This is a genomic window from Roseococcus sp. GW821-FHT12F05 (genome assembly GCF_058806835.1).
In genome coordinates, this window is sequence record NZ_JBXAQB010000009.1 from 46,148 (window position 1) to 71,854 (window position 25,707).

20 protein-coding genes are annotated in these 25,707 nt (G+C 70.6%); 3 read left to right on the plus strand and 17 right to left on the minus strand.

Annotated elements, in window-relative coordinates; translation table 11 throughout:
- Positions 1-56 precede the first annotated feature (56 nt).
- The gene (locus tag AC1ROY_RS20690) at positions 57-1,106 is read left to right on the plus strand and encodes a patatin-like phospholipase family protein (RefSeq protein WP_493150772.1); all 1,050 of its coding nucleotides are present in this window, start codon (positions 57-59) and stop codon (positions 1,104-1,106) included.
- A 348-nt stretch (positions 1,107-1,454) separates the two neighbouring features.
- On the opposite strand, the gene AC1ROY_RS20695 is transcribed toward AC1ROY_RS20690, so the two are convergent.
- Genes AC1ROY_RS20695 through AC1ROY_RS20710 form a run of 4 tightly spaced genes read right to left on the minus strand, consistent with a single transcriptional unit; the run spans position 1,455 to position 6,762 of the window.
- Positions 1,455-3,443, minus strand: coding sequence for a dipeptide ABC transporter ATP-binding protein (locus AC1ROY_RS20695; RefSeq protein WP_493150773.1), 1,989 nt, complete (start codon positions 3,441-3,443; stop codon positions 1,455-1,457).
- On the minus strand, positions 3,440-4,273 hold the full coding sequence (locus AC1ROY_RS20700; RefSeq protein ID WP_493150774.1) for an ABC transporter permease: 834 nt from the start codon (positions 4,271-4,273) through the stop codon (positions 3,440-3,442). Before AC1ROY_RS20700 ends, AC1ROY_RS20695 begins: the two co-directional genes overlap by 4 nt.
- Positions 4,263-5,219, minus strand: a complete 957-nt coding sequence (locus tag AC1ROY_RS20705) for an ABC transporter permease (protein ID WP_493150775.1) — start codon at positions 5,217-5,219, stop codon at positions 4,263-4,265. The genes AC1ROY_RS20700 and AC1ROY_RS20705 overlap by 11 nt, the downstream gene beginning before the upstream one ends.
- A 1-nt stretch (position 5,220) precedes the next feature.
- Entirely contained in the window at positions 5,221-6,762 is a 1,542-nt protein-coding gene (locus AC1ROY_RS20710) for an ABC transporter substrate-binding protein (RefSeq protein WP_493150776.1), read from the minus strand.
- A 277-nt stretch (positions 6,763-7,039) separates the two neighbouring features.
- Here AC1ROY_RS20710 and AC1ROY_RS20715 point away from each other — a divergent pair, with 277 nt between their 5' ends.
- Positions 7,040-8,347, plus strand: coding sequence for an NtaA/DmoA family FMN-dependent monooxygenase (locus AC1ROY_RS20715; RefSeq protein WP_493150777.1), 1,308 nt, complete (start codon positions 7,040-7,042; stop codon positions 8,345-8,347).
- Between the two features lie 25 nt (positions 8,348-8,372).
- Here the strand turns inward: AC1ROY_RS20715 and AC1ROY_RS20720 are convergent, their stop codons facing one another.
- The 7 genes from AC1ROY_RS20720 to AC1ROY_RS20750 are packed head-to-tail and all read right to left on the minus strand — an operon-like array spanning position 8,373 to position 16,963.
- Positions 8,373-9,401, minus strand: a complete 1,029-nt coding sequence (locus AC1ROY_RS20720; RefSeq protein ID WP_493150778.1) for a succinylglutamate desuccinylase/aspartoacylase family protein — start codon at positions 9,399-9,401, stop codon at positions 8,373-8,375.
- Entirely contained in the window at positions 9,394-10,392 is a 999-nt protein-coding gene (locus AC1ROY_RS20725; protein ID WP_493150779.1) for an ABC transporter ATP-binding protein, read from the minus strand. The genes AC1ROY_RS20720 and AC1ROY_RS20725 overlap by 8 nt, the downstream gene beginning before the upstream one ends.
- Positions 10,389-11,363, minus strand: coding sequence for an ABC transporter ATP-binding protein (locus AC1ROY_RS20730; RefSeq protein WP_493150780.1), 975 nt, complete (start codon positions 11,361-11,363; stop codon positions 10,389-10,391). The genes AC1ROY_RS20725 and AC1ROY_RS20730 overlap by 4 nt, the downstream gene beginning before the upstream one ends.
- Positions 11,360-12,235 (minus strand): ABC transporter permease, encoded by an 876-nt coding sequence (locus AC1ROY_RS20735; protein WP_493150781.1) that lies wholly within the window; start codon positions 12,233-12,235, stop codon positions 11,360-11,362. Before AC1ROY_RS20735 ends, AC1ROY_RS20730 begins: the two co-directional genes overlap by 4 nt.
- Positions 12,228-13,172 (minus strand): ABC transporter permease, encoded by a 945-nt coding sequence (locus AC1ROY_RS20740; protein ID WP_493150782.1) that lies wholly within the window; start codon positions 13,170-13,172, stop codon positions 12,228-12,230. Before AC1ROY_RS20740 ends, AC1ROY_RS20735 begins: the two co-directional genes overlap by 8 nt.
- A gap of 13 nt (positions 13,173-13,185) precedes the next feature.
- Positions 13,186-14,763, minus strand: coding sequence for an ABC transporter substrate-binding protein (locus AC1ROY_RS20745; protein WP_493150783.1), 1,578 nt, complete (start codon positions 14,761-14,763; stop codon positions 13,186-13,188).
- A 52-nt stretch (positions 14,764-14,815) separates the two neighbouring features.
- Positions 14,816-16,963 carry a N,N-dimethylformamidase beta subunit family domain-containing protein gene (locus AC1ROY_RS20750; RefSeq protein ID WP_493150785.1) on the minus strand — a complete coding sequence of 716 codons (2,148 nt, stop codon included), beginning with the start codon at positions 16,961-16,963 and terminating at the stop codon, positions 14,816-14,818.
- Positions 16,964-17,053: 90 nt separating this feature from the next.
- Between AC1ROY_RS20750 and AC1ROY_RS20755 the strand changes: the two genes are divergently transcribed.
- Positions 17,054-17,815 (plus strand): class II aldolase/adducin family protein, encoded by a 762-nt coding sequence (locus AC1ROY_RS20755; RefSeq protein ID WP_493150786.1) that lies wholly within the window; start codon positions 17,054-17,056, stop codon positions 17,813-17,815.
- A gap of 94 nt (positions 17,816-17,909) precedes the next feature.
- Here AC1ROY_RS20755 and AC1ROY_RS20760 read toward each other — a convergent pair whose 3' ends face one another.
- The 6 genes from AC1ROY_RS20760 to AC1ROY_RS20785 are packed head-to-tail and all read right to left on the minus strand — an operon-like array spanning position 17,910 to position 25,617.
- Entirely contained in the window at positions 17,910-19,031 is a 1,122-nt protein-coding gene (locus tag AC1ROY_RS20760; RefSeq protein ID WP_493150787.1) for an ABC transporter ATP-binding protein, read from the minus strand.
- Positions 19,032-19,039: 8 nt separating this feature from the next.
- Positions 19,040-20,104 carry an extracellular solute-binding protein gene (locus AC1ROY_RS20765; RefSeq protein WP_493150788.1) on the minus strand — a complete coding sequence of 355 codons (1,065 nt, stop codon included), beginning with the start codon at positions 20,102-20,104 and terminating at the stop codon, positions 19,040-19,042.
- Between the two features lie 14 nt (positions 20,105-20,118).
- A complete protein-coding gene (locus AC1ROY_RS20770) occupies positions 20,119-20,913 on the minus strand; it encodes an ABC transporter permease (protein ID WP_493150789.1) in 795 nt (264 codons plus the stop codon).
- Positions 20,910-21,776 carry an ABC transporter permease gene (locus AC1ROY_RS20775; protein WP_493150790.1) on the minus strand — a complete coding sequence of 289 codons (867 nt, stop codon included), beginning with the start codon at positions 21,774-21,776 and terminating at the stop codon, positions 20,910-20,912. The genes AC1ROY_RS20770 and AC1ROY_RS20775 overlap by 4 nt, the downstream gene beginning before the upstream one ends.
- Positions 21,773-23,503 carry a hydantoinase B/oxoprolinase family protein gene (locus AC1ROY_RS20780; protein ID WP_493150791.1) on the minus strand — a complete coding sequence of 577 codons (1,731 nt, stop codon included), beginning with the start codon at positions 23,501-23,503 and terminating at the stop codon, positions 21,773-21,775. Before AC1ROY_RS20780 ends, AC1ROY_RS20775 begins: the two co-directional genes overlap by 4 nt.
- On the minus strand, positions 23,500-25,617 hold the full coding sequence (locus AC1ROY_RS20785) for a hydantoinase/oxoprolinase family protein (protein ID WP_493150792.1): 2,118 nt from the start codon (positions 25,615-25,617) through the stop codon (positions 23,500-23,502). Before AC1ROY_RS20785 ends, AC1ROY_RS20780 begins: the two co-directional genes overlap by 4 nt.
- Between the last annotated feature and the right edge of the window lie 90 nt (positions 25,618-25,707).

Below are 25,707 nucleotides of genomic sequence, written 5' to 3' on the forward strand. Positions count from 1 at the left end.
AGAAGACACGGCGCGGATGACTCGTTCCCCGGCCCGTGCGCCCGGCGAATGGCGGGATGTCCCGCCTCGAATTTTGCGGCCTATCGAGAGGACATACGCGCATGACATATCGCATCCTGTCTCTGGACGGCGGCCATGGCGACAAGGCCGGCGTGTTTCTCTCCGCGCTGGAGCGGCGCGGCGAGATCGCCGACTACAGCGTCATCCGCAACATCGACCTCTTCGTCGGCACGGGGAGCGGGGCTGTCGGCGCGCTGCTGCTGGCCTGGTTCGACGATCCGGTCCGCGCCTTCGAGGCGATCCTGCGCTTCGACGACGAGGCGCATGAGGACCGGACGCCGTGGTCGCTCGCCGGCACGGTGCTCGGCAACAACGCAGCCCTTGCGACCAGGAACATCGCTGCCTTCTGCGACGAGATCTTCGGCCCTGGCGCCACGCTGGCCGACATCGGCCGGCCCGTCCTCGTCTCGACGGTCCAGCTCGACAGCGGCTCCGAGGAGACAGGGCGCCAATGGAAGCCGCAGGCCTTCACCAATTTCCCCGGCGACGTGGGGCGAGTCGAGCCGATTGCCGACGTCGTCCTGCGCAGCATGGCGATGCCGCTGCAATATCCCATCCACCAGAGCCGCGCAGGCATCGGGCCGGCCTATGTCGATGGCGCGGTGGCCTGCAACAACCCCGCCATGCTCGCCGTGACCGCCGCGCTCGCCGACAGGAAGGAACTCGACGACCTTCGCCTTCTGTCCATCGGCGCGCCCCGCAATCTGGCGGGCAAAACCCATTACCTTGAGCCCCGCTTGCAGGACGGCTCGGCCAGCTGGGGCTATCGCCAGTGGATGCTCGACCCGTTCAATCCGCTGGTGCTGATCGATCTCTTCCTCCAGGCCGGCGCGGCAGCGGCCACTGCCCAGTGCAGCCAGCTTCTGGGCGGGCATTTCCTGCGCGTCGAGCCCTCCGTCTTCGCCGGTCCGGCATGGGATGCACCGGACACGGACGACGCTGTCGAGCGCACGATGGAATGGCTGGGAGGAAGCGGCTGGAAGCCTGCGGTGCCGGCGCAGTCGGCCGAGAACCGCCCCGGATTCACCGGCGGCGATCTGGTTTAGGTCATGCCGCTATTTGCCGTGCTTCGAGCAGAGCGTTCAGTCGCAATTTCGTCCGCCATGAGTTGCTGCCTCCAAACTTAATATCGCCGCCGGAGGGCAAGGGCTGGCTTCGCTACGTTGGCACCACGTCTGCTTCCATGGGTGCGGCGGTTTGAAGCCGCCATTCCACTTTCGGCCACGACCCGCCAGGTTCGTCGTCAGTTTCATCAAACGGACTGGGGGTCAAATGGGCACCTCGATGTATTGGGATCGTCGGGTGCGTGTCCCCGCATCCAGCTTAACTTGCAATCGGCCCGCCGCACCAACGGCGGGCCTTTGGCGTTTTCCAGGCAGCCCTCGGCTTCGTCATCATTCCCGGCGCCAGATCGGCGGAACGCGGGCGAGCTCCTCCAGGGCGATGTGGCACGACAGGCCATCCCTGCCACCTCGATCGCGCCATGGCGCTGGCTCGTCGCAGGTCGCACCGAGGCATCGCGGGCAACGCGTCGCGAAGGCGCAACCTGGCGGTGGGCTCACCGGGCTCGGCAGCGGTCCCTCCAGCCGCACCCGACGCACCTGCACCGCCGGGTCTGCGATCGGGGCCGCCGCGAGCAGCGCCTCGGTGTAGGGATGCATGGGCGGGGCAAGGCGCTCCCGCAGCTCGCGCATCTCCATGAGGCGGCCGAGATACATCACGGCCAGGCGATCGCTGAATTGCTGCACCATGTTGAGGTCGTGCGCGACCATCAGCAGCGCCACGCCCGTCTCCTGCCGGAGCCGGGCCAGCAGGTCGAGGATGGCGGCCTGCACCGAGACGTCCAGACCGCTCGTCACCTCGTCGCAGAGCACCAGCCTGGGGCGCGCGGCGAAGGCGCGGGCGATGGCCACGCGCTGCTTCTCGCCGCCCGAGAGCTCGTGCGGGAAGCGCGCGGCATAGGCGGCCGGCAGCCGCACCCGCTCGAGCCAGGCCGCCGTCTCCCGCCGCAGCGCCGCGCCCGACAGGCCGCCGTACAGCGCCAGGGGACGGCCGAGGATCGTGCCGATGCGCATGCGCGGGTTGAGCGACTGGTCCGGCTGCTGGAAGATCAGCTGGATCGCCTGGCGCCAGGAGGCCGGAAAGCGCGCGCCGCCGTCCAGCGTCTCGCCGCCGAAGGTCACATGGCCGGAAAAGGGGGAAAGCCCGGCCAGCGCGCGCAGTGCGGAGGATTTCCCGCAGCCGGATTCCCCGATCAGCGCGAAGCACTCGCCCTCGCCGATCCCGAAGGAGATTCCCGCCACCGCCCGCACGCGCCGGTCGGGCCCCAACAGCCGCCGCCGGCCGTGCATGACCACGAGGTCGCGCACCTCCAGCAGGGGCGCCCCCGCCGCGGCCCGCACCGCCGCCAGCCCCCGCGGCGGCACGAGGCGCCCGGCCTCCACCGCCCGCCAGCACGCGACCTCATGTCCCTCCGCGGCCACGACGGGCGGCGGTGCCGCGCAGGCCTCGGCCGCCAGCGGGCAGCGCGGCGCGAAGACGCAGCCCTCGGGGCGCGAGCGCAGGTCCGGCGGGCTGCCGGGCAGCGGCGCGGGCAGGCGCCGCTCCTCCCCATGCGGGTCGGGCAGGCTGTTCAGCAGCAGGCGGGTGTAGGGATGCGTCGGCGCGCGCAGCACCCGCGCCGCCAGGCCGCGCTCCACCACGCGCCCGGCATAGAGCACCGCCGCGCGGTCGGCGACCTGCGCCGCGATGCCGAGATCGTGGGTGATGTAGAGGACGGCGAGCCCCTCCTCGCGCCGCAGCGCGGCGATGAGATCTAGGATGCCGGCCGCCGTGGTCGAATCCAGCGCGGTGGTCGGCTCGTCGCAGACCAGCAGGAGCGGCCGCGCCGCCAGCGCCATGGCGATGAGCACGCGCTGCTTCTCACCGCCGGAGACCTCGTGCGGATAGCGCCGGGCGAGGTTCGCGGGGTCCGGCAGGCGCACGCGCGCGAGCAGGGCCATCGCCTCCCGTTCGGCGTCGCCCTGGCTCATGCCCTGCAGTTCCGTCAGGACCTCGGTGACCTGCGCGATCAGCCGCATGGCGGGGTTCAGGGAAGCACCGGGGTCCTGGAACACCATGGCGACGCGGCGGCCGCGATCGGCCGTGCGGACCTCCTGCCCGTCGATCAGGATGTGCCCGGCGATGCGCCGCGCGTTCGGGGCCATCCAGCCGGCGCAGGCATAGCCGATGGTGGACTTGCCGGAGCCGCTCTCGCCCACCAGGGCCAGCAGCTCGCCCGGCGCCACGGCGATGGAGACGTCCCGCAGCACCTGCAGGGGGCCGCGCGGCATCGCGTAGTCGAGCGAGAGGCCCTCCACGGAGAGGCCGGGCCGTCCGTTCATCCGCCGGCCTTCGGGTTGAGCGCGTCGCGCAGGGCGTCGCCGAACAGGTTGAAGCCGACCGCGACCAGCGCGATCGCCCCGCCGGGCACCGCGACCATCCAGGGATTGCGGAACATGTATTGCCGCGCCTCGGCGACCATGAGGCCCCAGTCGCTCGCCGGCGGCTGCGCGCCGAGGCCGAGGAAGGAGAGCGTCGCGCCGGCCATGATGGCGAAGGCGACGCGGATCGTCGCCTCGACGATGACGGCGGCGCCCACATTGGGCAGGATCTCCCGCAGCAGCAGGAACCACCATCGCTCGCCGCGCGCGACCGCGGCCCTGACATAGTCTCGCCGCGTGACCGAGAGCGTGACGCCGCGCGCGATGCGCGCCATGTGCGGTGTGGTCGCGACGGCGATGGCCAGCACCGCATGGGTCGCGGAGGGGCCCAGCACCGTCACGACGAGCAGGGCGAAGACCAACGTCGGCAGGGCCAGCAGCGAATCATTGGCCCGCATCAGCACGGCGTCCGCCCAGCCCCCGAAATGGCCCGAGACAAGCCCGAGCGCCGTGCCGAGCACCGTCGCGATCGCGGTGGCCGCGACGCCGAAGAGGATGGTGGACGGCGCCCCATGCAGCAGCCGCGACAGCAGGTCCCGCCCGAACTGGTCGGTGCCGAGCCAGAACTGGGCACTCGGGCCGGCCAGCCGTGCGCTCGCATGGAACTGCGCGGGGTCGTAGGGGGCCAGGAAGGGGCCGGCCGCCGCCATGGCGACGATGAGGAGCAGGAGCAGCGCGCCCACCGCGCCGGGCGGCCGCGCCACCAGGCCCGACCAGAACTCACCGCGCATCGCGGATCCTCGGGTCGAGCGCCACATGCGCGACATCCGCGAGAATGTTGGAGACCGCGTAGACCATCGCCAGCGCCAGCACCGTTCCCTGCATCAGTGGCAGGTCCCGGTTCTGGATGGCGACGAGCATCAGCCGCCCCGCGCCGGGAAAGGCGAAGATCTCCTCCACCACGAGGATGCCGCCGATCAGGTATCCGACGTCGAGCGCGATCACCGTCACCGTCGGCACCAGCGCGTTGGGCAGGGCGTGGCGGAACAGCACGCGCCGGCGCGGCAGTCCCTTCAGCTCCGCGGTGCGGACGAAATCGGCGGTCAGCACATCCACCATCTCGCTGCGCGTCTGGCGGACGATATGCGCGGTCAGCACGATCGCCAGCGCCAGCACCGGCAGGATCATGTGCCGCGCATATTCCCCGATCGAGGCCCCTTCGCCCTGCGGCCAGCCGCTCGCGGGAAAGAGGCCGATCTCCGGCCGCGCCAGAAGCACCAGGAGCAGCGTGGCCGTCACGAATTCCGGCACGGAGATGCCGAGCACGGAGATCGTGCCGACCGCGAGGTCCGTCTTCTTCCCCCGCTTGAGGGCCGCCAGCACCCCGAGCGGCACCGCGATCACCGTGACCGTCGTCAGCGCTGCGGCGGCGAGGATCAGCGAGCGCGAGGTCGCCTCCCAGACCAGGGCGGCCACGGGCTGGTGCAGGCTGATCGACCGGCCCCAATCGCCGCGCAGCACGCCGGCGAGCCAGGACAGGTACCGGCTCCACCAGGGCGCATCGAGGCCGAGCTGGGCGCGCAGCGCGCCCAGCTGATCCTCGGTCGCGAACTCGCCCAGCATCATCTGCGCGGCATCGCCCGGCAGGATCTCGGTGACGGCGAAGATGACGAAGCTGGTCAGCAGCAAGGTCAGCAGCACGCCACCGAGGCGCCGCGCCAGGGAGGAAAGATCCATCTCAGCCGCGGCGCGGCGAGTCTTCGGAGAGCCAGACCTGGTGGAGCATCATCAGCCCGCCGCGCGGATGCAGGCGGTAGCCCTGCACCCAGCTGCGCCGGGCGGCCAGGAGATCCTCGTAGAAGGGGATCAGGTAGGGCAGGTCGCGCGCCATCAGCCGCTGCGCCTCGGCGTAGAGCTCGCGGCGGCGGTTCTCGTCGAGGGTCTCGCGCGCGCCGTAGACGGCGCGGTCGAACTCGGCGTTGTTCCAGGCCGTGTCGGCCCAGGGCGCATCGGAGGTCAGCAGCAGCGTCAGGATGGAATCCTCGTGCGGCTGCATGTTGAAGCTGCCGACGGTGAAATGCGCCTTGCGCCAGACATTGGCGAGGTAGGTCTCCCAGGCGACCGTCTGCACCTCGATCTCGAAGCCGCCCTCGCGCGCCATCTCCTTCAGCGCGACGGCGAGCTGCGTGCGCGCCGCCGGGCGGTTGGCGACGGGCAGCGTGACGCGCAGCCCGCGGGGGTAACCGGCCTCCGCCAGGAGCCGCCGCGCCGCGCGCGGATCCCGCGCCGGCGCGGCGGCGCCGGTCGCGAAGCGGTATTCGGGGCTCAGCGGGGTGTCCTGCGCGATGCGCCCATAGCCCTCGGCCACGAGATCGAGCATCGCCTGGCGGTCGATGCAGAGCTGCAGGGCGCGGCGCACCCGCACGTCGTCGAAGGGCTTCTGATCCATCCGCAGGATGAAGTTGTAGAAGCGCCCCGAGGGCTCACGCAGGCCCATGATGCCACGCGTCGCGGAGAGCCGCGCGTACTCCGCCGTCTGCACCTGGTTGATGATGTCGGTCTCGCCGTTGACGAGCGCCGCGGCCTCGCCGGCGAGGTCGGGGAAGAGCACCTCCTCGACCGCATCGAGATAGGGCTGGCCCGGCCGGTGATAGCGGTCGTACCGCTCGACGCGCAGGATGCGGCCCGGCTCGTAGCGCGCGAGGCGGAAGGGGCCCGCGCCGAAATCGCCGGCGTCGAGCTCCGCCATGCCGCGCGCGAGGATCTCGGCCGGCAGGATGCGCGCGTTGAACTGCGCGAGGTTCACCGGGAAGTCGGCGAAGGGGCCCGACAGGGTGAAGACGGCGGTGCGCTCGTCCACCGCTTCCACCTTCGTGATCGGGCCGACATTGCGCAGGCCGGGGCTCGCGGTCGCGGGGTCGAGGATGGCGCGGAAGGTGGCCACGACATCCGCCGCCGTCACCTTCGGGCCATGATGGAAGAAGACGTCGTCGCGCAGGGTGAAGCGCCAGGTCCTGGCGTCCGCGCTGGCCTCCCAGCTCTCCGCGAGGTCCGGCTCGGCCGACATATCGGGCCTGAGCGCGGTCAGGCCCGCATGGAGCAGCTCTCCCGCGACATAGTCCGGGTTGATGATGTGCTTGAGCGGATTGAGCGTCGTCACCCGCTGGTTGATGGAGACGCGCAGCGTGCCGCCGCGGCGCGGCTGGCCTTGCGCGAGCGCATTGTCCATGCCCGATGCCAGGGCGGCCGCGGCGAGGACGGAGCGGCGGGTGGGCTGCATGGACGGCCATCCTTGAGCGGGTGTGGAGCCGATCATGCACGCCGGCACAGCGCGGGCAGAGGCCCGGCCGCGCCCCTCCCGCCGCGGCCGGCGACGACATGCCGTGACGGCGGGCAGCGCCGCGCGGCCTGTGCCCATGAAGGCGGCAGGAGATGCTGCCACGTCCCAGGCGATCCGCGAGGGCCGCTTTGTTCGAAGCATGACCGTTGCTTTGATCGGCCCGCCATCACGCGGACCTCTGTGGGCCCCGTCTTCGGCGCGAGGATCCGAACGCCCGATGACCAGCCGCAAGATGCATCTCGTCGCCTATCTGAAGACGGGACCGACCGCGAACCTCCCCGGCTCCTGGCGGCATCCTGAATCCGACCTGCACGACATCTTCACGCCGGAGCGCTACGAGCACCTCGCCCGCGTGCTCGAGGCCGCCCGCTTCGACGCGGGCTTCTACGCCGACACCTTCGGCATCGCGGACACGCACCGCGACGGCTTCGGGACCCATCTCGGCCGCGGCGGCCAGATCACCTATCTCGATCCGCTCGCCATCCTCCCGCAGATGATGCGCGTGACGCGGCACATCGGCTGGGGGACCACGCTCTCGACCACCTTCCAGACGCCCTACCACCTGGCCCGGACCATGGCCTCGCTCGACCATGTGAGCGGCGGGCGCGCCTGCTGGAACGTCGTCACCTCGGCCACCGAGTTCGAGGCGCAGAACTTCGGCCTCGACGGCCTGCCGCCCAAGGAGGAGCGGTACGACCGCGGCGACGAGGTGCTGGAGGCCTGCGACGCCCTCTGGGACGGGTGGGACGCGGACGCGCTGGTCATGGACCGCGAGAGCGGCGTCTTCGCCGACCCCTCCAAGGTCCGCTACGCCAACTACGAGGGGAAGTACGTCCGCACGCGCGGCCCGCTTTCCATCCCGCGCTCGCCGCAGGGGCGGCCGGTGCTGCTGCAGGCCGGATCCTCGCCGCGGGGCAAGCTCTTCGCCGCGCGCTGGGCCGAGATGATCTTCTGCTCGGCGCACGGCAAGGCGGATGCCGCGGCCTACCGCAACGACGTCAGCGCGCTGATGGACGGCTTCGATCGGCCGCCGGAGGCCTGCAAGGTCCTGCCTTCCATCGGCGTCGTGCTGGGCGAGACGGATTCCATCGCGCGGGAGAAGGCGGCCTATCTGACCTCACTGGTCGACCAGGATCTGGTGCTCGCCTGGGCCTCCAGCACGCTCGGCGTGGACCTCACGGACATGAAGACCGAGGAGGAGGTCATCGCGGCGGCGGGCAACGGCGGCATCCAGGGCTCGCGCGAGCGCGTTTCCCAGCTGGCGCGTGCCGAGGGCATCAGCTTCTTCGAGGCGCTGCGCCGGCCGCGGGGCCTCGTCGTGGGGACCGCGAAGTCGGTGGCGGATCAGATGGAGGACTGGTTCAGGTCGGGCGCCTGCGACGGCTTCATCCTCTGGGCCACGGTCTTCCCCGGCATGTTCGAGGAGTTCGGCCGGATGGTGGTGCCGGAGCTGCAGCGCCGCGGCCTGTTCCGCACCGAATACACGAGCGCCACCCTCCGCGGGAACCTGCAGAACCCGGGATAGCCTCAGCAGAGGCTGCGGAAATCCTTCATTCCACTTCCAGATCGCTTGCCAGGTGGAACAGGCAATCGCCGCGCTTCGTCCGCGCCGGGATGCGCTGGCACATCACGATGCCGGCGGCGTTGAAGGCGAGCTCCAGGGGCGCCCGCCAAGGTGTCTCGGGCGTGTGGATGCGCGCCGCCGGCTGCCCGACCACGACGGTGTCGCCCAGCGCCACCAGCGGCTCGAACACGCCATTCTCCGGAGCGTAGACGTAGTAGTCCTGGCCCCGGACATCCAGGAAACGCGTGGGCACCGGCGGTTCCTGCCAATGCTCGGAGGGCAGGATGCCGAGATGGACCAGCAGGTTGCGCAGCCCTCGCTCGGCGATCGCCAGCCCCGATGGATTCACCGTGCCGCTGCCGCCTAACTCCGTGCCGAGCGCGATGCGGCCGCGCCGGTCGGCGCCGCTGCCCAGCGTCTGGTCGCCGCCCTGCCCCTGCGCGCCGCCCTGGATGTAGGTGAAGGGCGCGCCGAAGGCCCGCAGCGCCGCCAGTTGCTTCTGGTACAGCGCGGGATCCTCCGACTGCCGGGCCAGCGCGCAGGGGATGTAGTTCAGCGAGGAGCCGCCCGAATGCAGGTCGATCACGAGGTCGGCCAGCGGGATCAGCTCGCTGTCGATGAAATGCGCGATCTGCCGCGTCACCGTGCCATCGGGGTCGCCGGGGAAGATGCGGTTGAGGTTCAGGTCGTCGATGGGCGAGACCCGCCGGCCGATCAGCGCCGCCGGGTAGTTCACCATGGGCAGGAGGATGACGCGGCCCTGGATCATCCCGGGCTCCAGCCATTGCGCCAGGTTGGTCAGCGCGACCTGGCCCTCGTACTCGTCGCCATGGTTGCCGGAGGTGAAGAGGGCGGTCGGGCCCTCGCCGTTCTTCACGACGACGATGGGGATGGGCAGGAAGCCGTACGCGCTGTCATGCGTGGAGTGGAACAGCCGGATGTAGCCGGTCTGCTTGCCGTCCCGGGTGAAGTCGACTTCCGGGACGAGGCGCGAGGGGCGGGGCGTTTCAGGCATGGCTGGATGGGGTTTCCATGAGATGGCAGGCCACCTGGTGGCCGGGCGCGGCCTCGAGCAGCGCGGGCGAGCGCTCGCGGCAGACCGGCATCACATGCGGGCAGCGCGTGTGGAAGCGGCAGCCGGAGGGCGGGTTGATGGCGCTGGGGATGTCGCCGGCGATGCGCGTCCGCCGCCCGCGCGAGCGCATGGAGGGGTGGCTGGCCGGCACGGCCGCGATCAGCGCCTGGGTGTAGGGGTGCAGCGGCGCGCCGTAGATGGCGTGCTTCGAGGCCACCTCCACCACGCGGCCGAGGTACATCACCGCCACGCGGTCCGAGATGTGCCGGACGACGGAGAGGTCGTGCGCGATGAAGAGGTAGGTCAGCCCCATCTCGCGCTGGAGGTCCTGCAGCAGGTTCACGATCTGCGCCTGCACGGACACGTCGAGCGCGGAGACGGCCTCGTCGCAGACGATCAGCTTCGGCTTCAGGATCAGCGCGCGGGCGATGCCGATGCGCTGGCGCTGACCGCCGGAGAATTCATGCGGGAAGCGGTCGATGGCGCGCGCCGGCAGGCCCACGCGCTCCAGCATCGCGCGGACCTCGCGCCGCGTCGCCTCGCCCGATGGCGTGCCGTGGATGGCCAGCGGCTCGCCGACGATATCCTCCACGGTCATGCGGGGGTTCAGCGCGCCGTAGGGGTCCTGGAAGACGATCTGCATGCCGCGGCGCACCGCGCGCATGGGGCCGCGGCCGAGGGCGGTGATGTCCTGCCCGTCGAAGCGGATCGCGCCGCCCGTGGGCTCGATCAGCCGCAGCAGCAGCCGGCCGAGGGTGGACTTGCCGCAGCCGGACTCGCCGACCAGCCCGAGCGTCTCACCCGGCAGGATGCTGAGCGAGACCGCATCCACCGCGCGCAGCTTCACGGCGGGCGACAGGCCGAAGAAACCACGGCCGCCGATCAAAAAATCCTTCTCCAGGCCGACGGCCTCGACGAGCGGCCGGGTCATGGGAACAGCTCCCGCGCGCGAAAGCAGGCGACGGTGTGGGCGGGCTCCAGGGCTTCCAGCAGCGGCACGCCTTCGGTGCAGGCCGGCTCAGCATAGGCGCAGCGGGGCGCGAAGCGGCAGCCGGGCGGGCGCCGCGACGGCTCCGGCAGGGTGCCGGGAATAGCCACCAGCCGGGGCTTGTCCTCGGTGAGCGAGGGCACGCATTCCAACAGGCCCCGCGTATAGGGATGCTGGGGGTGGTCGAAAACGCGCGCAACCGGCGCCTCCTCGATGACGCGGCCGGCATACATCACCAGGACGCGGTCCGCCGTCTCGGCGATCACGCCCATGTTGTGGGTAATGATCATGATGGCCATGCCGAACTCGTCGCGCAGATCCATCAGCAGGTCGAGGATCTGCGCCTGTATCGTGACGTCAAGCGCGGTGGTGGGCTCGTCGGCGATGAGCAGTCTCGGCCGGCAGGCGAGCGCCATGGCGATCATCACGCGCTGGCGCTGGCCGCCGGACATCTGGTGCGGATAGTCGTCCAGCCGGCGCGCGGCGGCGGGGATTCCCACCTTGTCCAGCATGGCGACGGCGCGGGCCCGCAGCTGCGCCTGGGGCAGCCGCTCATGCGCGCGGATGGTCTCCATGATCTGCTCGCCGATCGAGAAGACCGGGTTGAGCGAGGTCATCGGCTCCTGGAAGATCATGCCGATCCCAGGGCCGCGGATGGGCCGCATCTGCCGCTCCGACAGGCCGGTGAGCATCTTCCCCTCGAAGCGCACCTGCCCGGCCGCGATGCGCGCCGGCGGGGACGGCAGCAGCCCCATGATGCTGAGCGCGGTGACCGACTTGCCGCTGCCGGATTCGCCGACGATGCCGAGGATCTCGCCCTCCTTCAGCGAGAAGGACACATCCTCGATGGCGTTCACCTCGCCGCGCCCGGTCATGAAGGCGGTGGTGAGACCCTGGACCTCCAGCAGGCTCACTGCTGGATCCGCAGCCGCGGGTCGAGCACGTCGCGCAGACCGTCGCCCAGCAGGTTCAGCCCCATCACGGTGATCATCAGCACGATGCCGGGGATGGTGATGATCCAGGGCGCATCGCGCATGAAGTCGCGGCCCTCGGCCATGATGTTGCCCCAGGTGGGCGTGGGCGGCACGGCACCCACGCCGAGGAAGGAGAGCGTGGCCTCCGACAGCACGGCATAGGCGAAGAGGAAGGAGAGCTGCACGATCATCGGTGCGACCGCATTGGGCAGGATATGGCGCCGCAGGATGCGCCAGTGCCCGGCGCCGGCGGCCACGGCGGCCTGCACGTATTCCATCTCGCGCAGCACGATGACCGAGGAGCGCACGATGCGAGCGGTGCGCGGGATATAGACGATGGAGAGCGCCAGGATGACGTTGATCGTGGAAGGCCCCAGCACCGAGGTCACGGCGATGGCGAGGAGGATGGCCGGGAAGGCCATCAGCGCGTCGTTCACCCGCATCAGCGCGTTGTCGAGCCGGCGGAAGTAGCCGGCGGCCGCGCCGATCAGCGTGCCGAAGACGGCGTTCAGCGCCACCACGGAGCCGCCGATGATCATGGAGAGCTGCGCCCCCCAGACGACGCGCGACCACAGGCTGCGGCCGAGGCTGTCGGTACCCAGCGTCCAGTTCCCGCCGGGTGGCAGGAACTTGTTGCGCATGGAAAGCCGGTTGGGATCGACATCGGTGATGAAGGGCGCCGCCGCGGCCAGGATGGCGACGATGCCGAAGAGAAAGAGCCCGCTGACGAAGAGCCGATGGTGGAACAGCCGGCGCAGCGTGGCGCGCGCGGGGTGCTCGCGCTTCTCCGGAATGTCCTCGGCATCAGTCATAGCGCACCCGCGGGTCGAGCACGGCATAGAGCAGATCGACGGCGATGTTCACTGTCACCAGGAAGGCCGTCACCAGCAGCAGGCCGCCCTGCACCATCGGATAGTCGCGGTTCAGCACGGCCTGGGTCAGCAGCTGGCCCATGCCGGGCAGCGAGAACAGCGCCTCCGTCACGACGGCGCCCGAGAGCAGCAGCGAGACGATGATGCCGACCACGGTCACGATGGGGATCAGCGCATTGGCCAGCGCATGCTTGAGGATCACTGTGGTCCCTGGCAGGCCCTTGGCGCGGGCGGTGCGGATATAGTCCTGCCGGAGCACCTCCAGCATCGAGGAGCGGGTGATGCGGGCCAGCAGGCCGGCCTGCAGCAGGGCCAGCGAGAAGGCCGGCATGGTGGTGCTCTGCAGCCAGCCCCAGGGGCTTTCCGTGAAGGGCACGTAGCCGCCGCTCGGCAGCCACCCCAGCTTCACCGCGAAGAGGATGATCATCAGCAGGCCCAGGAAGAAGTTGGGGACGGAGATGCCGATCATGGCGAACATCATCGCCGCCTGGTCCACCCAGCTGTTCTGCCGGAGAGCCGCGACGATGCCGCAGCCGATGCCGATGATCAGGGTGAAGACCATCGCGTAGGCCGACAGGCCGAGGGTGACCGGCAGGCGCTCCGCCGTCGCCGCCAGCACGCCCTTGCCCAGCAGCAGGGAGCGGCCGAAATCGCCCTGGAACAGGCCCTTATAGTATTGCAGCAGCTGGAAAAGCAGCGGCTCGTCCAGCCCCAGATCCGTCCGCAGCCGGGCGATGTCCGCCGGTGATGCGGAAATGCCCGCGATTGCGGCCGCGGGGTCGCCCGGGATCAGCCGCATGAGCCCGAAGCTGATCAGGCTGACGATCAGCAGAACCGGAATCGCGCTCAGCAGGCTGCGGGTGGCGAGGCGGATCAACGCCGCGCCTGCCTCAGCGCTGCAACCACACGTTGGAGAAGCGCGGGATGCGGAAGGGCACGAAGCCCTGCAGGTTGGCGCGCACCGCCTGCACCTTGGTCAGCGAACCGAAGGGATAGGCGTAGGCGCGCTCCAGGATGAGCCTCTGCATCCGCGCGAAGGCGGCGTTGCGGGCGGCCTGGTCGGGCAGGTTGTTCATGTCGTTCCAGGCGGCCAGCACCTCGGGATCGTCGCGGTCGTCGCGCGGGCGATAGGCGGCATTGGGCGAGACCAGGAACTGCATGGTCGCCAGCGCGCCCAGCGCCGGCTGGGTGCCCCAGCCGCTGTGGAAGAAGTGCCACTCGCTGCTGTTGAGCTGCTGCGACATCTGCACCGAGGTCGGCCAGTCCACCACGCGGAGCGAGGCGTTGATGCCGACCGCCTTGAGCTGCTGCTCCATCACCAGTGCCGCATTGTACATCGGCGGATAGTCGCGGTTGGTCAGGATGACGATGGGCTCGTTGCGGTAGTTCGCCTCGCGCAGCAGGGCGCGCGCGCGGGTGGGGTTGTTGATGTTGTAGGTCTCGCGGCCCGCATCCGTGTAGGTCGCCTGATTGGGAAACTGAAAGCCGACATTCAGGCGGAAATTGCCGTCCGTCGCGGCATCCATGATGTCCTCGGCGCCGAGCGCGGCCTGCACGGCACGGCGGAAGGCGAGGTTGTTGGTGGGCGGGTTGGAGGTGTTCGGCAGCGCGATCTGGATCCACCAGTTCTGCAGCGGCAGGATGGTGATGGCGCTGTTGCGGCGCAGCCCCTCCACCGAGCGGGTCGGCACGTCCTCCACGCCCTGGAGCGCGCCCGTCTCCAGCCCGGCCACGCGGGCCGAGGCCTCGGTGACGATGCGGAAGGTCACGGTGTCCACGCAGGCGACGCGATAGCCGCCGAAGCCGGTGCGCTGCTCGAAGGCCGTGTTGGGGCTGTAGCCGTCGTAACGGCCGAGGCGCGCATGGCTGCCCGGGACGAATTCCATGAGACGGAAGGGGCCGGTGCCGATGGTCCGCAGCTGCTGCCGCTCGTCATTCTCCAGCTCGGAGGGAACGATGACGATGGGCACGGAGAAGGAGGACAGCGCCTCGATGAACGTCGGCTGCGCCTGCTTCATGCGGATGACGAAGGTCATCGGGTCCGGCGTGTCCCAGCCCGCCACATTGTCCAGCGTGCTGCGCTGCAGGCCGATGCGGTTGTAGCGGTTGAAGGAGGCCGCGACGTCGGCCGAGGTCAGCGGCTTGCCGTTGTGGAAGGTGACGCCCGAGCGCAGGCGGAAGGTGTAGGTCATCCCGTCCGGCGCGGCGACCATGCTCTCGGCGAGCTCGAGGATGGGGTTGTTGTTCTCGTCGCGCGTCATCAGCGTCTCGAAGACGTTCATCGCGATGTTGCGGGTCGAGATGGTGTTGGACGTCATCTGGTCCAGCGAATTCACGTTCGCTTCCTGGCCGAAGACGATGTCGCCGCCCCGGGCGGGGCAGGTGAAGGGCGCCGCGTGAAGGGGCCCGGCCCCAAGGGAAGCCATGACGAGGGAGGCGAAGCAGGAGGCGACCAGCAGGCGTTTCATGCGGATTTCCCTTCGTTGGCGCCAAAACTCTCGGCCTCGTCCGGGGGCGCCGTCAACCGGTCGCGAAACGGCGCAGCACATTCTCCATGATGCGGCTGACCGGCCCCTGGAAGGCGCCGTCCTTCCACAGGCTGCCGCACCAGGTGATGGAACCCACGGCGAAGACCTCGCCGCCGCCGGGGGTGACGAAGTGCACGATCTCGGCCCGCTTCAGCGCATCGGCCTTCTCCCCGGAGATGGTGGCGAGGTGGGAGAGCAGCTCCTCCGGCACGGTGACGAAGGAGGCCGGCGGGTCCTCGGAGCGGGCGAGGATGGCGGTGTTGGCCGGCGTGCCCAGGGTGAAGTCGGCGCGGTCCAGCTCGAAGCCCGCGGCCCCGCCGCCGGAGAGGCCGTAATCCCCGAAGGTCTCCTCCTCCACGCCCTCGAAGATCCAGGCGTGGTCGGCGGCGGCGGGGAGCTTTCGGTAGTGGGTGCCCTCGAACAGGCCCTGGCCGGAGAAGCCGACGCCGGCCAGCCTTTGGGGCGGGCGGCCGTTGCGGCGCCAGAGGCCGCCGTACTGGCCGTCGAGCTGGTGGTAGTATTCGCCGGGATTGGCGGCCCAGGCGCGGATGCCGCCCTCGGCGCGGCGCACCTCCAGCGTTCCCGGCAGTTCGGGCACGCAGGCGATGCGCCAGTAGAAGCCGTTGCCGCCGAGATACATCATCCGGCCGGTGCCCTGGGTGTACTCCGCCAGCGCGTCGAGGGTCTCGGGCGTGTGGTATTCCGGGTGGCTGCCGGTCAGCACCACCTTGTAGGGGGCGAGCAGCGCGGCGCCCTCCTCATGCAGGTCCTCGTCGGTGATGACGTCGAAATCGATGCCCTTGGCCTCCATCCAGGCCAGCAGGTGCGTGTCCGCGGGATAGTGGCGCAGGCCGGAGCCGCGTGCATCATTGAAGGTCAGAAAGCCCGGCCGCATCGTCATGATCGGCCGCAGGCGCGAGGAAAGCGCGACGCCGCTGTTGTCGGCGTGACGGTTGTAGGTCGAGCCACCATACAGCGGAAAGTCGCTGGGATTGTGCGGATAGGCGCCCCATTCGGCGACCCGCGCCTTGTAGGCCGCATCGTTGTTGCCGCGGGCGTGGTTGGCATAGGCCTGGTAGGTGAAGGTGGAGGCCAGGAAGACCAACGGCGCCGTTGCCGTGCCTTCGGGCGGCAGGATGTAGAGGGGCAGCCAGTCCTCGCCGGCCGCGCAGGTGAGGTGCAGGGCATAGGCGCCGCTTCCAAGGCCTTCCGGCACGGGGAATTCGAAGTCGGTCTCCCAGCCGCAATCGCCGAGGTCGTCGGCGTGGAAATGGATGGCGGCGTAGTCGGCGGGCGCGTGGCGCCAGTTCATCTCGGCGCCGGTCCAGCGCGAGCCGGTCATGGCGCGGGTGGGGGCGTTCACGAGCACGCCATGGCAGGATTGCAGCCCGGTGTCGGTGATGGCCTGGGTCGTGATGTCCAGGGAAAAATCCCAGGCCGAGAGTGGGTCCGGCGCGTCGGGCCAGGCGGTGTGGAAGCCGGCATGCAGCGCGGGCGCCTCCAGCTTCCCGGTGAAATGGGCGCAGGGCTGGGTGGTATCGCGCGCCGCCATGAGGAGCGCGCCGCTGCCATCGGGCAGCCGCAGGGCGGGTTGGGTGGCCTGCACGGTGACGGGTGTTCCGCCGAGAGGTTGCTGGCCGAGGATGATCCGGCCCGTGCCAGGGTCCGCGCTCAGCCAGATCCGCATCCACTGCCGCAGCGGCCAGGATGCGCCGGTCTCAACCCGGAGGCCGGGCGCGATCTCGGCCCAGGCGCCGCCCGGGCCGACCCCCAGCGTCACCGCGGCGCCGGGCTGCTCCTCGCTCATCAGCGCCGCGTCGGCAGGCGGCATGGCCTCCAGCCGCGCCAGCGCCGACCAGGTGCAGGGGCCAGCCGCTCGGCGGGGCGGCCGCGGCACGCGCGCGTAGGAGCCGGGACGGACGGGCTGGTGCCGGGCCTGGAACTCGCGGTCGAAATGCCCGGCGCAATCGGCGAAGCGCAGCCCCGGTCCGTCCGGATTGGGGTCGCCCGAGATCACCCGCACCAGCCTCGCCCGTGCCGCGCCGCCGCCGGGCATGCTCACCTTCACCTGAAAGCTTTCGCCGGGGCGATGCGAGAAGCGGTCGAGATATCCGGTGATGGGCAGCTCGGCTTGCGGCATCGATACGCTCCTGTGCGGGGGCGGAAATGCTCGGTGCTGGAAAGGCCCGCGTCAACGCGGCAGGATGGCGCCGCGCATGGAGAGAAGATCATGGCGAATGTCCTGGCCAGCCTGAGCAGCAGCGAGGCCGAGGAGCGCGAATGGGCGCAGCGCTGCGACATGGCGGCGGTGTTCCGCATCGGCGCGCGGCACGGCTGGAACGAGCATATCGGCAACCACAACAGCCTGATGCTGGAGGGCGAGGAGCCGACCTTCCTCATCAACCCCCGCGGCTACCTGTTCCAGGAGCTGCGCGCCAGCGACCTCATCGTCTGCGACCTCGCGGGCCGCGTGCTGCGCGGCAAGGGCGAGCTGCGCAAGGTGGCCTTCCACATCCACACCCGCATCCACCTCGCCAATCCCAAGGCGGCCTGCGTGGTGCACGTGCACCCGCGCTACCTCACGGCGCTGTCGATGATCGAGGGCGCGGAATTCTCCCTCTCGCACCACAACAGCCTGCTGCTGAACGATCGCACCGTGTACGACGACGAGGGCAACGAGCCCGTCCACGACGACAGCGAGGGCGATCGCATCGCGCGCCTGATGGGCGACAAGACCATCCTGCTGATGCGCGGCCATGGCGTGACGGTGGTGGGTCCCACCGTGCATGACGCCTTCGACGAAACCTACATGGCCGAGCGCACCTGCATGTACCAGATGACCGCGATGCAGACCGGCCAGCCCCTGCACAGGCTGCCCGAAGGCCTGCGCCGCCACCACACCGGCCCCTGGGGCGAGCGGCTGGATGCGCGGCTGCACCTCGATGCCTGGCGCCGCGTGCTGGACCGCGAGGAGCCCGACTACGCGCGCTGAGCCTGTCCCGCGGGGGTGATCGGCCTCGGCATGGCCACGGTCACCGCGGCCAGAGACCTGAACGGCAGGCGGGCCGGAGCGCCGGCGAAAGCCGTCAGGCCTGGACCGGCAACGTGTCCCGCAAGATCCAGCTCGCGCCGCCCTCCCAGACGGCGGACACGGGCGCGCCCGGGAGCAGGCCCGGGACATCGCCTCGCTCGTCGTTGCGATGATAGGCGATCAGCCGCTCGCCATTGGCGCGGCGCATGTGGAATTGCGTGACCGCGCCGCGGTAGATGACCTCCTCGATGACGCAGGGAAGGCTGTTGGCCGGTTGCTCCGATGCGGCAGCGGGCCGCAGCACGCGCACCATCTCGGGCCGCACCGCCACGGTGAGGGTCGACCCCGGGGAAGGCCAGCTTCCCCCCGGCTCCGGCGGCGAGGCCAGCAGCCGCCCGTCCTCCAGACCGATCGCGACGGCATCGCCCTCACGCCCCAGCACCGTCCCGGCGAGGAAGTTCGACGTCCCGATGAAGCCCGCGACGAAGCGTGTCGCCGGCCTGCGGTAGATCTCCGAGGGCGTGCCGATCTGCTCGAGCCGCCCCTGGTTCATGACGGCGATCCGGTCGGCCAGCGTCAGCGCCTCCTCCTGGTCGTGCGTGACCATGACCGTCGTGACGTGCAGCCGCCGCTGCAGCTGGCGGAGCTCGATCTGCATCGTGTCGCGCAGCGACTTGTCGAGTGCCCCGAAGGGCTCGTCCAGGAGCAGGATGGACGGCTCGATCACCAGCGCGCGGGCCAGCGCCACGCGCTGCTGCTGCCCGCCGGAGAGCGACTGCGGCGAGCGGTCGGCGAAATCCCCCATGCGCACCATCTGGAGCGCGGCGGCGACGCGCTGCCGGATCTCGGCCTTCCTCATCCGCCGCATCTCGAGGCCGAAAGCCAGGTTGCCGGCAACGGTGAGGTGCGGGAACAGCGCATAGGACTGGAACAGCATGCCGGTGTTGCGGCGGTGCACCGGCTGGCCGACGATGGAGGTCCCGTCCAGCCGGATGTCCCCCGCGCTCGGCTCCACCAGGCCCGCGATCATGCGCAAGCTGGTGGTCTTGCCGCAGCCGCTCGGCCCCAGCAGCGCCAGCAGCTCGCCCGACGGGACGGTGAGCGACAGCCGGTCCACCGCGGCGGCGGCGCCATAGGTCTTGGTCAGGCGGTCGAGGATGAGGGCGGCGCTGTGCATCCCCGGGATCAGCGGCGTGTGAACAGCTGGTTGAGCCGCTCGATCCAGCCGCCGCGCAGCGGGTTCAGCGCGGCCCAGTCGGGATTGAACATGCCGAGGTCGTCCATCCGCTCGACCGGATAGGCCATCAGCCGCGCGAGTTCGGGCGCGAAATCCAGGCCGCGGATCGGCGGCGCGGCCACGGTGGCCTCGGCCAGCGGCTTCTGCACGGAAGCGTCCAGCATCAGGTTGATGAAGGCGGCGGCGAGCTCCGGCTCCGGCCCATCCTTGACCTGCACGAGGCAGTTCAGCCCGGCGAAGCTGCCCTCGCGCGGGAAGCACATCGTCACATCGGCGCCGCGCATCGTGTAGGGGTAGATGGTCTTGGAGTATTCGATGCCGCCGACATCCGCCTCGCCCTGCGCGATCTGCATGATGTCGGCCTCGGCGGCGTAGATGTTGTGCAGGTTCGGCCGCAGCTCTTCCATCCGCGGCCAGATCCGGTCGATCAGGTGCTGCGCCTCCGCGAAGGGCTTTCCCGTGACCAGCGCGGCCGTCGCGATGAGCAGGCAGACGGATTGCGGATAGGTCGGCGACACCATGCTGAAGCGCCGCCGGAAGCGCCGGTCCCAGAGCTCCCCATAGCTCGCGAGCGGCCGGATGGCCTGCGGGTTGTAGAACAGGCCGGCGACCGAGACGGCGAAGGCCACGGCATGGTCGTCGTTGATGACGAAGCGCGGGAAGACATTCGCGAGGTTCGGGATCGCGCCGGGCGAGAGCTTCGCCAGCAGCCCGTCGCGCGCGGCGATCTCGACGCCCATCGCGTCCATGCACATGACGCTGAAGGTCGGCCGCTCGCGCGTCGCGCGGAGCCGGGCGATATGCGCGGCGGTCGGCCCGCGCGTCACGAAGACGCGGACGCGGCGCTCCCGCTCGAAGCGGGCGATCACCTCGCGCTGCATGAAGTCGGCCTGCACGCCGTTGAAGATCCCCACCTGGATCGAGCGGTCCTGCGCGCCGGCGCGGCGGCCGAGCAGGAGGGGCGTGGCGAGCCCGGCGGAGGCGGTCAGCAGGCTGCGGCGATCGGTGGTCATTCGAATCCCTTCCTTCACATGCCCATGGTGCGGCGCAGGCCCATCAGCCGTTCCAGCGCGAAGACGACGCAGACGGCCAGCGCGGTCATCATGGCCGAGATCGCCGAGATGCTCGGGTCGAAGAGGCGGCGGACGTAGTCGTAGATCAGGATGGGCAGCGGCAGGTGCTCGGCGTCGTTGAGCCACATCGAGATCGGGTAGTTGTCGAAGGAGATCATGAAGGCGAAGAGCGCCCCGGCCGCGAGGCCGGGCGCGATCTGCGGCAGGATGATCCGGCGGAGCGCCTGGACGCGGTTGGCCCCCAATGTCCGCGCCGCCTCCTCGAGGCGGATGTCCACGAGCTGCAGGCTCACCGACACCGTGCGCACCACATAGGGCACCGTCACCAGCACATGCGCGATGACCAGCCGGATCCAGACGTTGGACGGCCCCATGGCGGTGAAGAGCTGCAGGAGCGCGATGCCGCTGACCAGCACGGGCACGATCAGCGGCGAGAGCAGCAGGCCCTGCAGCGCCGCCTTGCCGCGGAAGTCGCAGCGGACGAGGGCGAAGGCCGCCGGCGTTCCCAGGAGCAGGGACGTCAGCGTCGCCGCGAAGGCGAGCCGCGTGCTGACCCAGAGGGCGCGGAGGAATTCGGGGTCCTGGAGCACCGCGGCGTACCAGCGCAGCGTGAAGCCGCGGGGCGGGAAGGCGGTGAAGTCGGTGTCGCTGAAGGAGATCGCGATCGGGATCAGCAGGGGCGCCGCCGAGAAGACGGCGACGAGGCCCGTGACCGCATAGAGAAAGACGGCGCCCGGGGAGATCCTCATCCCGCGCGCCTCGCGGCGAGGCGGGAGTCGATGAAGCGGATATAGGCCAGGTTCACGGCCAGGACGGCCACCATCAGCACCGTCGCGATCGCCGCGCCGAAGTTCCAGTCGAAGACCGAGAGGATCTGCTCCTCCACCAGCGTGCCCAGCATCTTCACGAAGTTGCCGCCGAGGATCGCCGGCGAGATGAAGGCGCTCGCGGTCAGCGAGAAGACCAGCGTCATGCCGGCGCCGAGGCCTGGCAGGCTCAGCGGCAGCGTCACCCGCCGGAACACGGCCCAAGGCGAGGCGCCCAGCGTGCGGGCCGCGGCCTCCACCTCCGGATTGATCCGCGTCAGCGCCGCGGCGAGCGGCAGCACCATCAGCGGCAGGTAGAGATGCAGCGTGCCGATCACCACGGCCGCCTCGGTGTAGAGGAGCCGGAGCGGCGCCTCGATCAGGCCGAGCGAGGACAGCGCCCAGTTGAGCACGCCGCTGCGGCTGTTCGCCAGGATCACCTTCCAGCCGTAGGTGCGCGTGACGATGTTGACCACGAGCGGCGCGATGATGATCGCGGTGATGCCCCGGCCCATCCAGGCCGGCCCCCGCACGATGACCAGCGCCACGGGATAGCCCAGCACGGCCGCCAGGACCGAGGTGGCCAGGGCGATCTCCATCGTGGTCAGCAGCGTCTCGCCGTAGAAGCCGTTGTCCAGGAAGCGGGCGTAGTTCTGCAGCGTCGGCCCTTCGGGCGAGCCGAAGCTGCTCGCGACCATGCGCAGCATGGGCAGCACGAAGAAGACGGCCAGGAACAGCACGAGCGGCAGGCAGAGGAGCGCGGCCTGCAGGCCGGGACGCCGTGCGAGCCTGGCTCCGAGCGTCATGGCTTGGCCGTCGCGCGGCATCGCGCCGTGGCCGCCTCGTCCACGGCAAGGCCGGCATCCAGCACGACGCCATAGTCCCGCCGCGCCGCCTCGGCGGAGACATAGCCATCCTGCACGTCGGCAGCGACACGGGAGGCCTCGCGCGCGAAGGGATCGCCCCAGCCGCCGCCGCCGGGCATCTCCAGCACCAGGCGGTCGCCGGCCGCGATCGTCTGGTGGCCCTTGGACGCCAGCGCCCGGCCCCCCGTGGTCGACAGGACGCCCGCGCCGCCGTTCAGGCCGCCATGGCGGCCGCGCGCGGGGTTGCGCACGCGCTCGAAGGCGGCGCCGATGGCGAAGGGCTTTCCCTCGCCGTTCTCGATCTCCATGACCTGGCCCAGCCCGCCGCGGAAGGCGCCCGCGCCGCCGCTGTCGGGGCGCAGCGCCTTCCGCCAGACGAGGATCGGGGCCAGCGTCTCCGTGACCTCCACGGGCACGGTGCGGACGCCGCTCGGGAAGGCGGTCGCCGAGAGGCCGTCCTGGCGAGGGCGTGCGCCGGTGCCGCCGGAATGGATCGAGCCCACCGTGAAGGGCGTCGCGTCCCGTAGCACCTCGGGGTCGCCGTCCACGCGCCCCTGGCCGCCCATCAGCCGCAGGGTCCAGAGGCAGGAGGCGCCCTCGGCGGGAACGCTGGCCCGCATCGCCTGGTCCAGGCAGCCGAAGAGCAGGTCCGGCACCATCTGCCCGACGATGTGGCGGGCACCCACCGGCGAGGGGAAGGTCGCGTTCAGGATGCAGCCCTCGGGCGCGACGGTCCGGATGAGGCCGAGCGCCGCGGCGTTGTTCGGAACGGCCGGGGCCAGGATGCATTTCACGGCGAAGCTGGAATAGGCCTCGGCGAAGCAGAGCGGCACGTTGATGCCGAAGCCCGAGACGCCGGAAGTGCCGGCGAAATCCACCAGCACGCCTTCGGGCCCGATGGTGACGGCGGCGCGCAGCGTCACGGGCGCCTCGAAGCCGTCCAGCACCATCTCGTTGCGGTAGGTGCCGGGCGTCACGCGCGCCAGCGCCGCCAGTGCGCCCTGCCGCGTGCGGTCGAGGATATAGGCGCCGACCTCTTCCACATTCTCGAGGCCGAACTCGTCGAGCATGGCGACGAGCCGCGCGCAGGCGCCGTCGTTGCAGCCGGCCAGCGAGTAGAGGTCGCCGATGACCTGCGTCGACTCGCGCACGTTCACCCGGATGATGTCGAGCAGCCACTCGTTCATCACGCCGCCCTCGGCGAGCTTCATGAGCGGGATGCAGATCCCCTCCTCGTAGACCTGCCGCCCGTCGGCCAGCACGCCGCGCCCGCCGATGTCCACGACGTGGCAGGCGGAGGCGAAGAGGGCGACCGCGCGGCCGCCACGGAAGGCCGGCGTGACGACGGTGAAGTCGTTCAGATGGCCGTTGCCGAGCCAGGGATCGTTGGTGAGGAAGACGTCGCCCGGGCGCATCGTCGCCACCGGCCAGCGCTTCAGGAAATGCCCCACCGAATTCGCCATCATGTTGGCGTGGATCGGCGTGCCGCAGGGCGATTGGGCGATGAGCCGGCCGGACAGGTCGTAGACGCCGGCCGCGAGGTCCCGCGCCTCGCGGACCGCGGTGCTGAAGGCGGCCCGCACCAGGGACTGCGCCTGCTGCTCGACGATGTTGATCAGCCGGTTCCAGGCGGACTGGTGGCGGATGCGCGTCGCGTCGCCGCTCATGCCGCCAGCTCCCGCACCATGCGGTCGCGCGCGGTCATCACGATGGCGCCGCTGGGATCGATGCGCGCATCGAAGCCGCCGCCGACGAGCGTGGTCGTCTCCGCTTCCGTGATGACGAGCGGGCCGGGCAATGACACGCCAGGGAACAGCGCCGCGCGCTCATAGACCGGCAGGAGCCGCATACCGCCGCCGTCGAGGTCGAAGAGGCCGCGCGTCGAACTCGGCGCGGCAACGGCTGTCGCCGTGTTGGCCGACGGCGATGCGGGCTCCACCGCGGCGGCGGGAACGCCGGCCGTGGCGGTGAGCGTCCAGCTCAGGATCTCGATGTCGAGGCCGGGGATGACGCGGCCGAAGCGTGCCGCATAGGCCTCCTCGAACAGCCCGCGCAGCCGGGCGGCATCTTCGGCTGTGAAGTCCTGCAAGGGCAGGGCGATGGTGATCTCGTGTCCCTGGCCGCGATAGCGCATCTCGGCGCTTCGCCGCTCCTCGATCGCCGTCCCCGGCGCGCCGCGGGCGACGACGCCGCGCGCTTCCGCCGACATGGCGGACAGCACCGCATTGGCCTGTTCCGGCGCGAAGGCGCCAAGGCGCATGAAGCGGCTGCGGACCAGCTCGAAGGCGATCGGCGCCCGCAGGAAGCCGATGGCGGAGCCGACGCCCGCATTGCGAGGCACCACCACGCGCCGGATGCCGAGCTTCTCGGCCAGGCGGGCCGCGTGCAGCGGGGCCGCGCCCCCGAAGGCGATCAGCGTGCGATCGGTGAGATCGGCGCCGCGCTCCACCGCGTGGATCCGCGCCGCATTCGCCATGTTCTCCTCGACGATCTCGCTGATGCCGGAGGCCGCCAGCACCGCCGAAAGCCCCAGCGGCCGCCCCACCGCCAGTTCCACCGCCGAGGCCGAGCGTGTCGCGTCCAAGGTGATGGAGCCGCCGGCGAAGCCCGCGGGGTCGATGCGGCCCAGCAGCAGGTCGGCGTCGGTCACGGTGGGCTGCGTGCCGCCGCGGCCGTAGCAGGCGGGCCCTGGATCGGAGCCGGCGCTGCGCGGCCCGACGGTGATCCGGTCCAACTCGTCCACGGCGGCGAAGGATCCGCCGCCGGCGCCGATCTCCACCATCTCGATCACGGGGATGCGTAGCGGCAGGCCGCTGCCCGGGAGGAAGCGGTCCTGCCGGGCCACCTCGAAGCCGCGGGCGGTGGTCGGCCGGCCCTCGTCGATGAGGCAGATCTTCGCGGTGGTGCCGCCCATGTCGAAGGAGAGCACGGAATCGAGGCCGAGTTGCCGCCCGACATGCGCGCTCAGGATCGCCCCGCCGGCCGGGCCGGACTCCACCAGGCGGATCGGGAACTCGACCGCCGTCTCCAGCGTCGTGAGCCCGCCGCCCGAGGTCATGAGCAGCAGGGGGCAGCCGAAGCCGCGCCGCTCCAGCTCGCCGGCCAGCGCGGTCAGGTAGCGCGCCATGAGCGGGCGGACGAAGGCATTGGCGCAGGCCGTGTTGAAGCGCTCGTACTCGCGCGCCTCCGGGCAGACCGCGGAGGAGAGGGTGATGCTGAGCCCCGGCAGGCGCGCCTGCAGGATGTCGCGCGCGCGCTCCTCATGCGCCGGGTTCGCGTAGCTGTGCAGGAAGCCGATCGCGACGCTCTCGATGCCCTCGGCCTCCAGGGCCGGCACGAGGGCTTCCACGGAGGCCTCGTCCAGCTCCAGGCGCACGCGGCCGGCCACGTCCATGCGCTCCGGCACCTCGAATCGGCGGGTGCGCGGGATCAGCGGCGCCGGCCGCTCGATGAAGACGTCGTAGGGGTCGAAGCGGTTCTCGAAGGCGATCTCGAGCGTGTCGCGGAAGCCCGCGGTGGTGACGAGGGCCGTCGGCGCGCCCTTGCGCTCGATGATCGCATTCGTGGCGAGCGTCATGCCATGGATGACGAGCCCGACATCGCCGGGCGCGAGGCCGGCCTTTTCCAGGACCTGGCCGATCCCTTCCAGCACGCCCCGCTCCGGATGGTCGAGGGTGGTCAGCACCTTGGCCGCCACCTGCCGGGCCGGGGTCTCCAGGACCACGTCCGTGAAGGTCCCCCCGATATCCACGGCGATGCGAACGACGTCTGGAGCGGACATGCGGTCACTTTCCTTCCGACTTCGTGGCCGTGCCGGGAACCATGAGGATCAGCGCACTAAAGAACGATTGTTCGATAGTCCGACATTGCG

What these genes read in the sequence shown, in the direction of transcription:
- AC1ROY_RS20745 (WP_493150783.1), bottom strand. Translation starts at nt 14,763, where the DNA reads ATGAAACGCCTGCTGGTCGCCTCCTGCTTCGCCTCCCTCGTCATGGCT.
- AC1ROY_RS20720 (WP_493150778.1), bottom strand. Translation starts at nt 9,401, where the DNA reads ATGCCTGAAACGCCCCGCCCCTCGCGCCTCGTCCCGGAAGTCGACTTC.
- AC1ROY_RS20770 (WP_493150789.1), bottom strand. Translation starts at nt 20,913, where the DNA reads ATGAGGATCTCCCCGGGCGCCGTCTTTCTCTATGCGGTCACGGGCCTC.
- AC1ROY_RS20760 (WP_493150787.1), bottom strand. Translation starts at nt 19,031, where the DNA reads ATGCACAGCGCCGCCCTCATCCTCGACCGCCTGACCAAGACCTATGGC.
- AC1ROY_RS20775 (WP_493150790.1), bottom strand. Translation starts at nt 21,776, where the DNA reads ATGACGCTCGGAGCCAGGCTCGCACGGCGTCCCGGCCTGCAGGCCGCG.
- AC1ROY_RS20735 (WP_493150781.1), bottom strand. Translation starts at nt 12,235, where the DNA reads ATGACTGATGCCGAGGACATTCCGGAGAAGCGCGAGCACCCCGCGCGC.
- AC1ROY_RS20700 (WP_493150774.1), bottom strand. Translation starts at nt 4,273, where the DNA reads ATGCGCGGTGAGTTCTGGTCGGGCCTGGTGGCGCGGCCGCCCGGCGCG.
- AC1ROY_RS20755 (WP_493150786.1), top strand. Translation starts at nt 17,054, where the DNA reads ATGGCGAATGTCCTGGCCAGCCTGAGCAGCAGCGAGGCCGAGGAGCGC.
- AC1ROY_RS20715 (WP_493150777.1), top strand. Translation starts at nt 7,040, where the DNA reads ATGACCAGCCGCAAGATGCATCTCGTCGCCTATCTGAAGACGGGACCG.
- AC1ROY_RS20780 (WP_493150791.1), bottom strand. Translation starts at nt 23,503, where the DNA reads ATGAGCGGCGACGCGACGCGCATCCGCCACCAGTCCGCCTGGAACCGG.
- AC1ROY_RS20765 (WP_493150788.1), bottom strand. Translation starts at nt 20,104, where the DNA reads ATGACCACCGATCGCCGCAGCCTGCTGACCGCCTCCGCCGGGCTCGCC.
- AC1ROY_RS20705 (WP_493150775.1), bottom strand. Translation starts at nt 5,219, where the DNA reads ATGGATCTTTCCTCCCTGGCGCGGCGCCTCGGTGGCGTGCTGCTGACC.
- AC1ROY_RS20695 (WP_493150773.1), bottom strand. Translation starts at nt 3,443, where the DNA reads ATGAACGGACGGCCCGGCCTCTCCGTGGAGGGCCTCTCGCTCGACTAC.
- AC1ROY_RS20725 (WP_493150779.1), bottom strand. Translation starts at nt 10,392, where the DNA reads ATGACCCGGCCGCTCGTCGAGGCCGTCGGCCTGGAGAAGGATTTTTTG.
- AC1ROY_RS20710 (WP_493150776.1), bottom strand. Translation starts at nt 6,762, where the DNA reads ATGCAGCCCACCCGCCGCTCCGTCCTCGCCGCGGCCGCCCTGGCATCG.
- AC1ROY_RS20690 (WP_493150772.1), top strand. Translation starts at nt 57, where the DNA reads ATGTCCCGCCTCGAATTTTGCGGCCTATCGAGAGGACATACGCGCATG.
- AC1ROY_RS20785 (WP_493150792.1), bottom strand. Translation starts at nt 25,617, where the DNA reads ATGTCCGCTCCAGACGTCGTTCGCATCGCCGTGGATATCGGGGGGACC.
- AC1ROY_RS20750 (WP_493150785.1), bottom strand. Translation starts at nt 16,963, where the DNA reads ATGCCGCAAGCCGAGCTGCCCATCACCGGATATCTCGACCGCTTCTCG.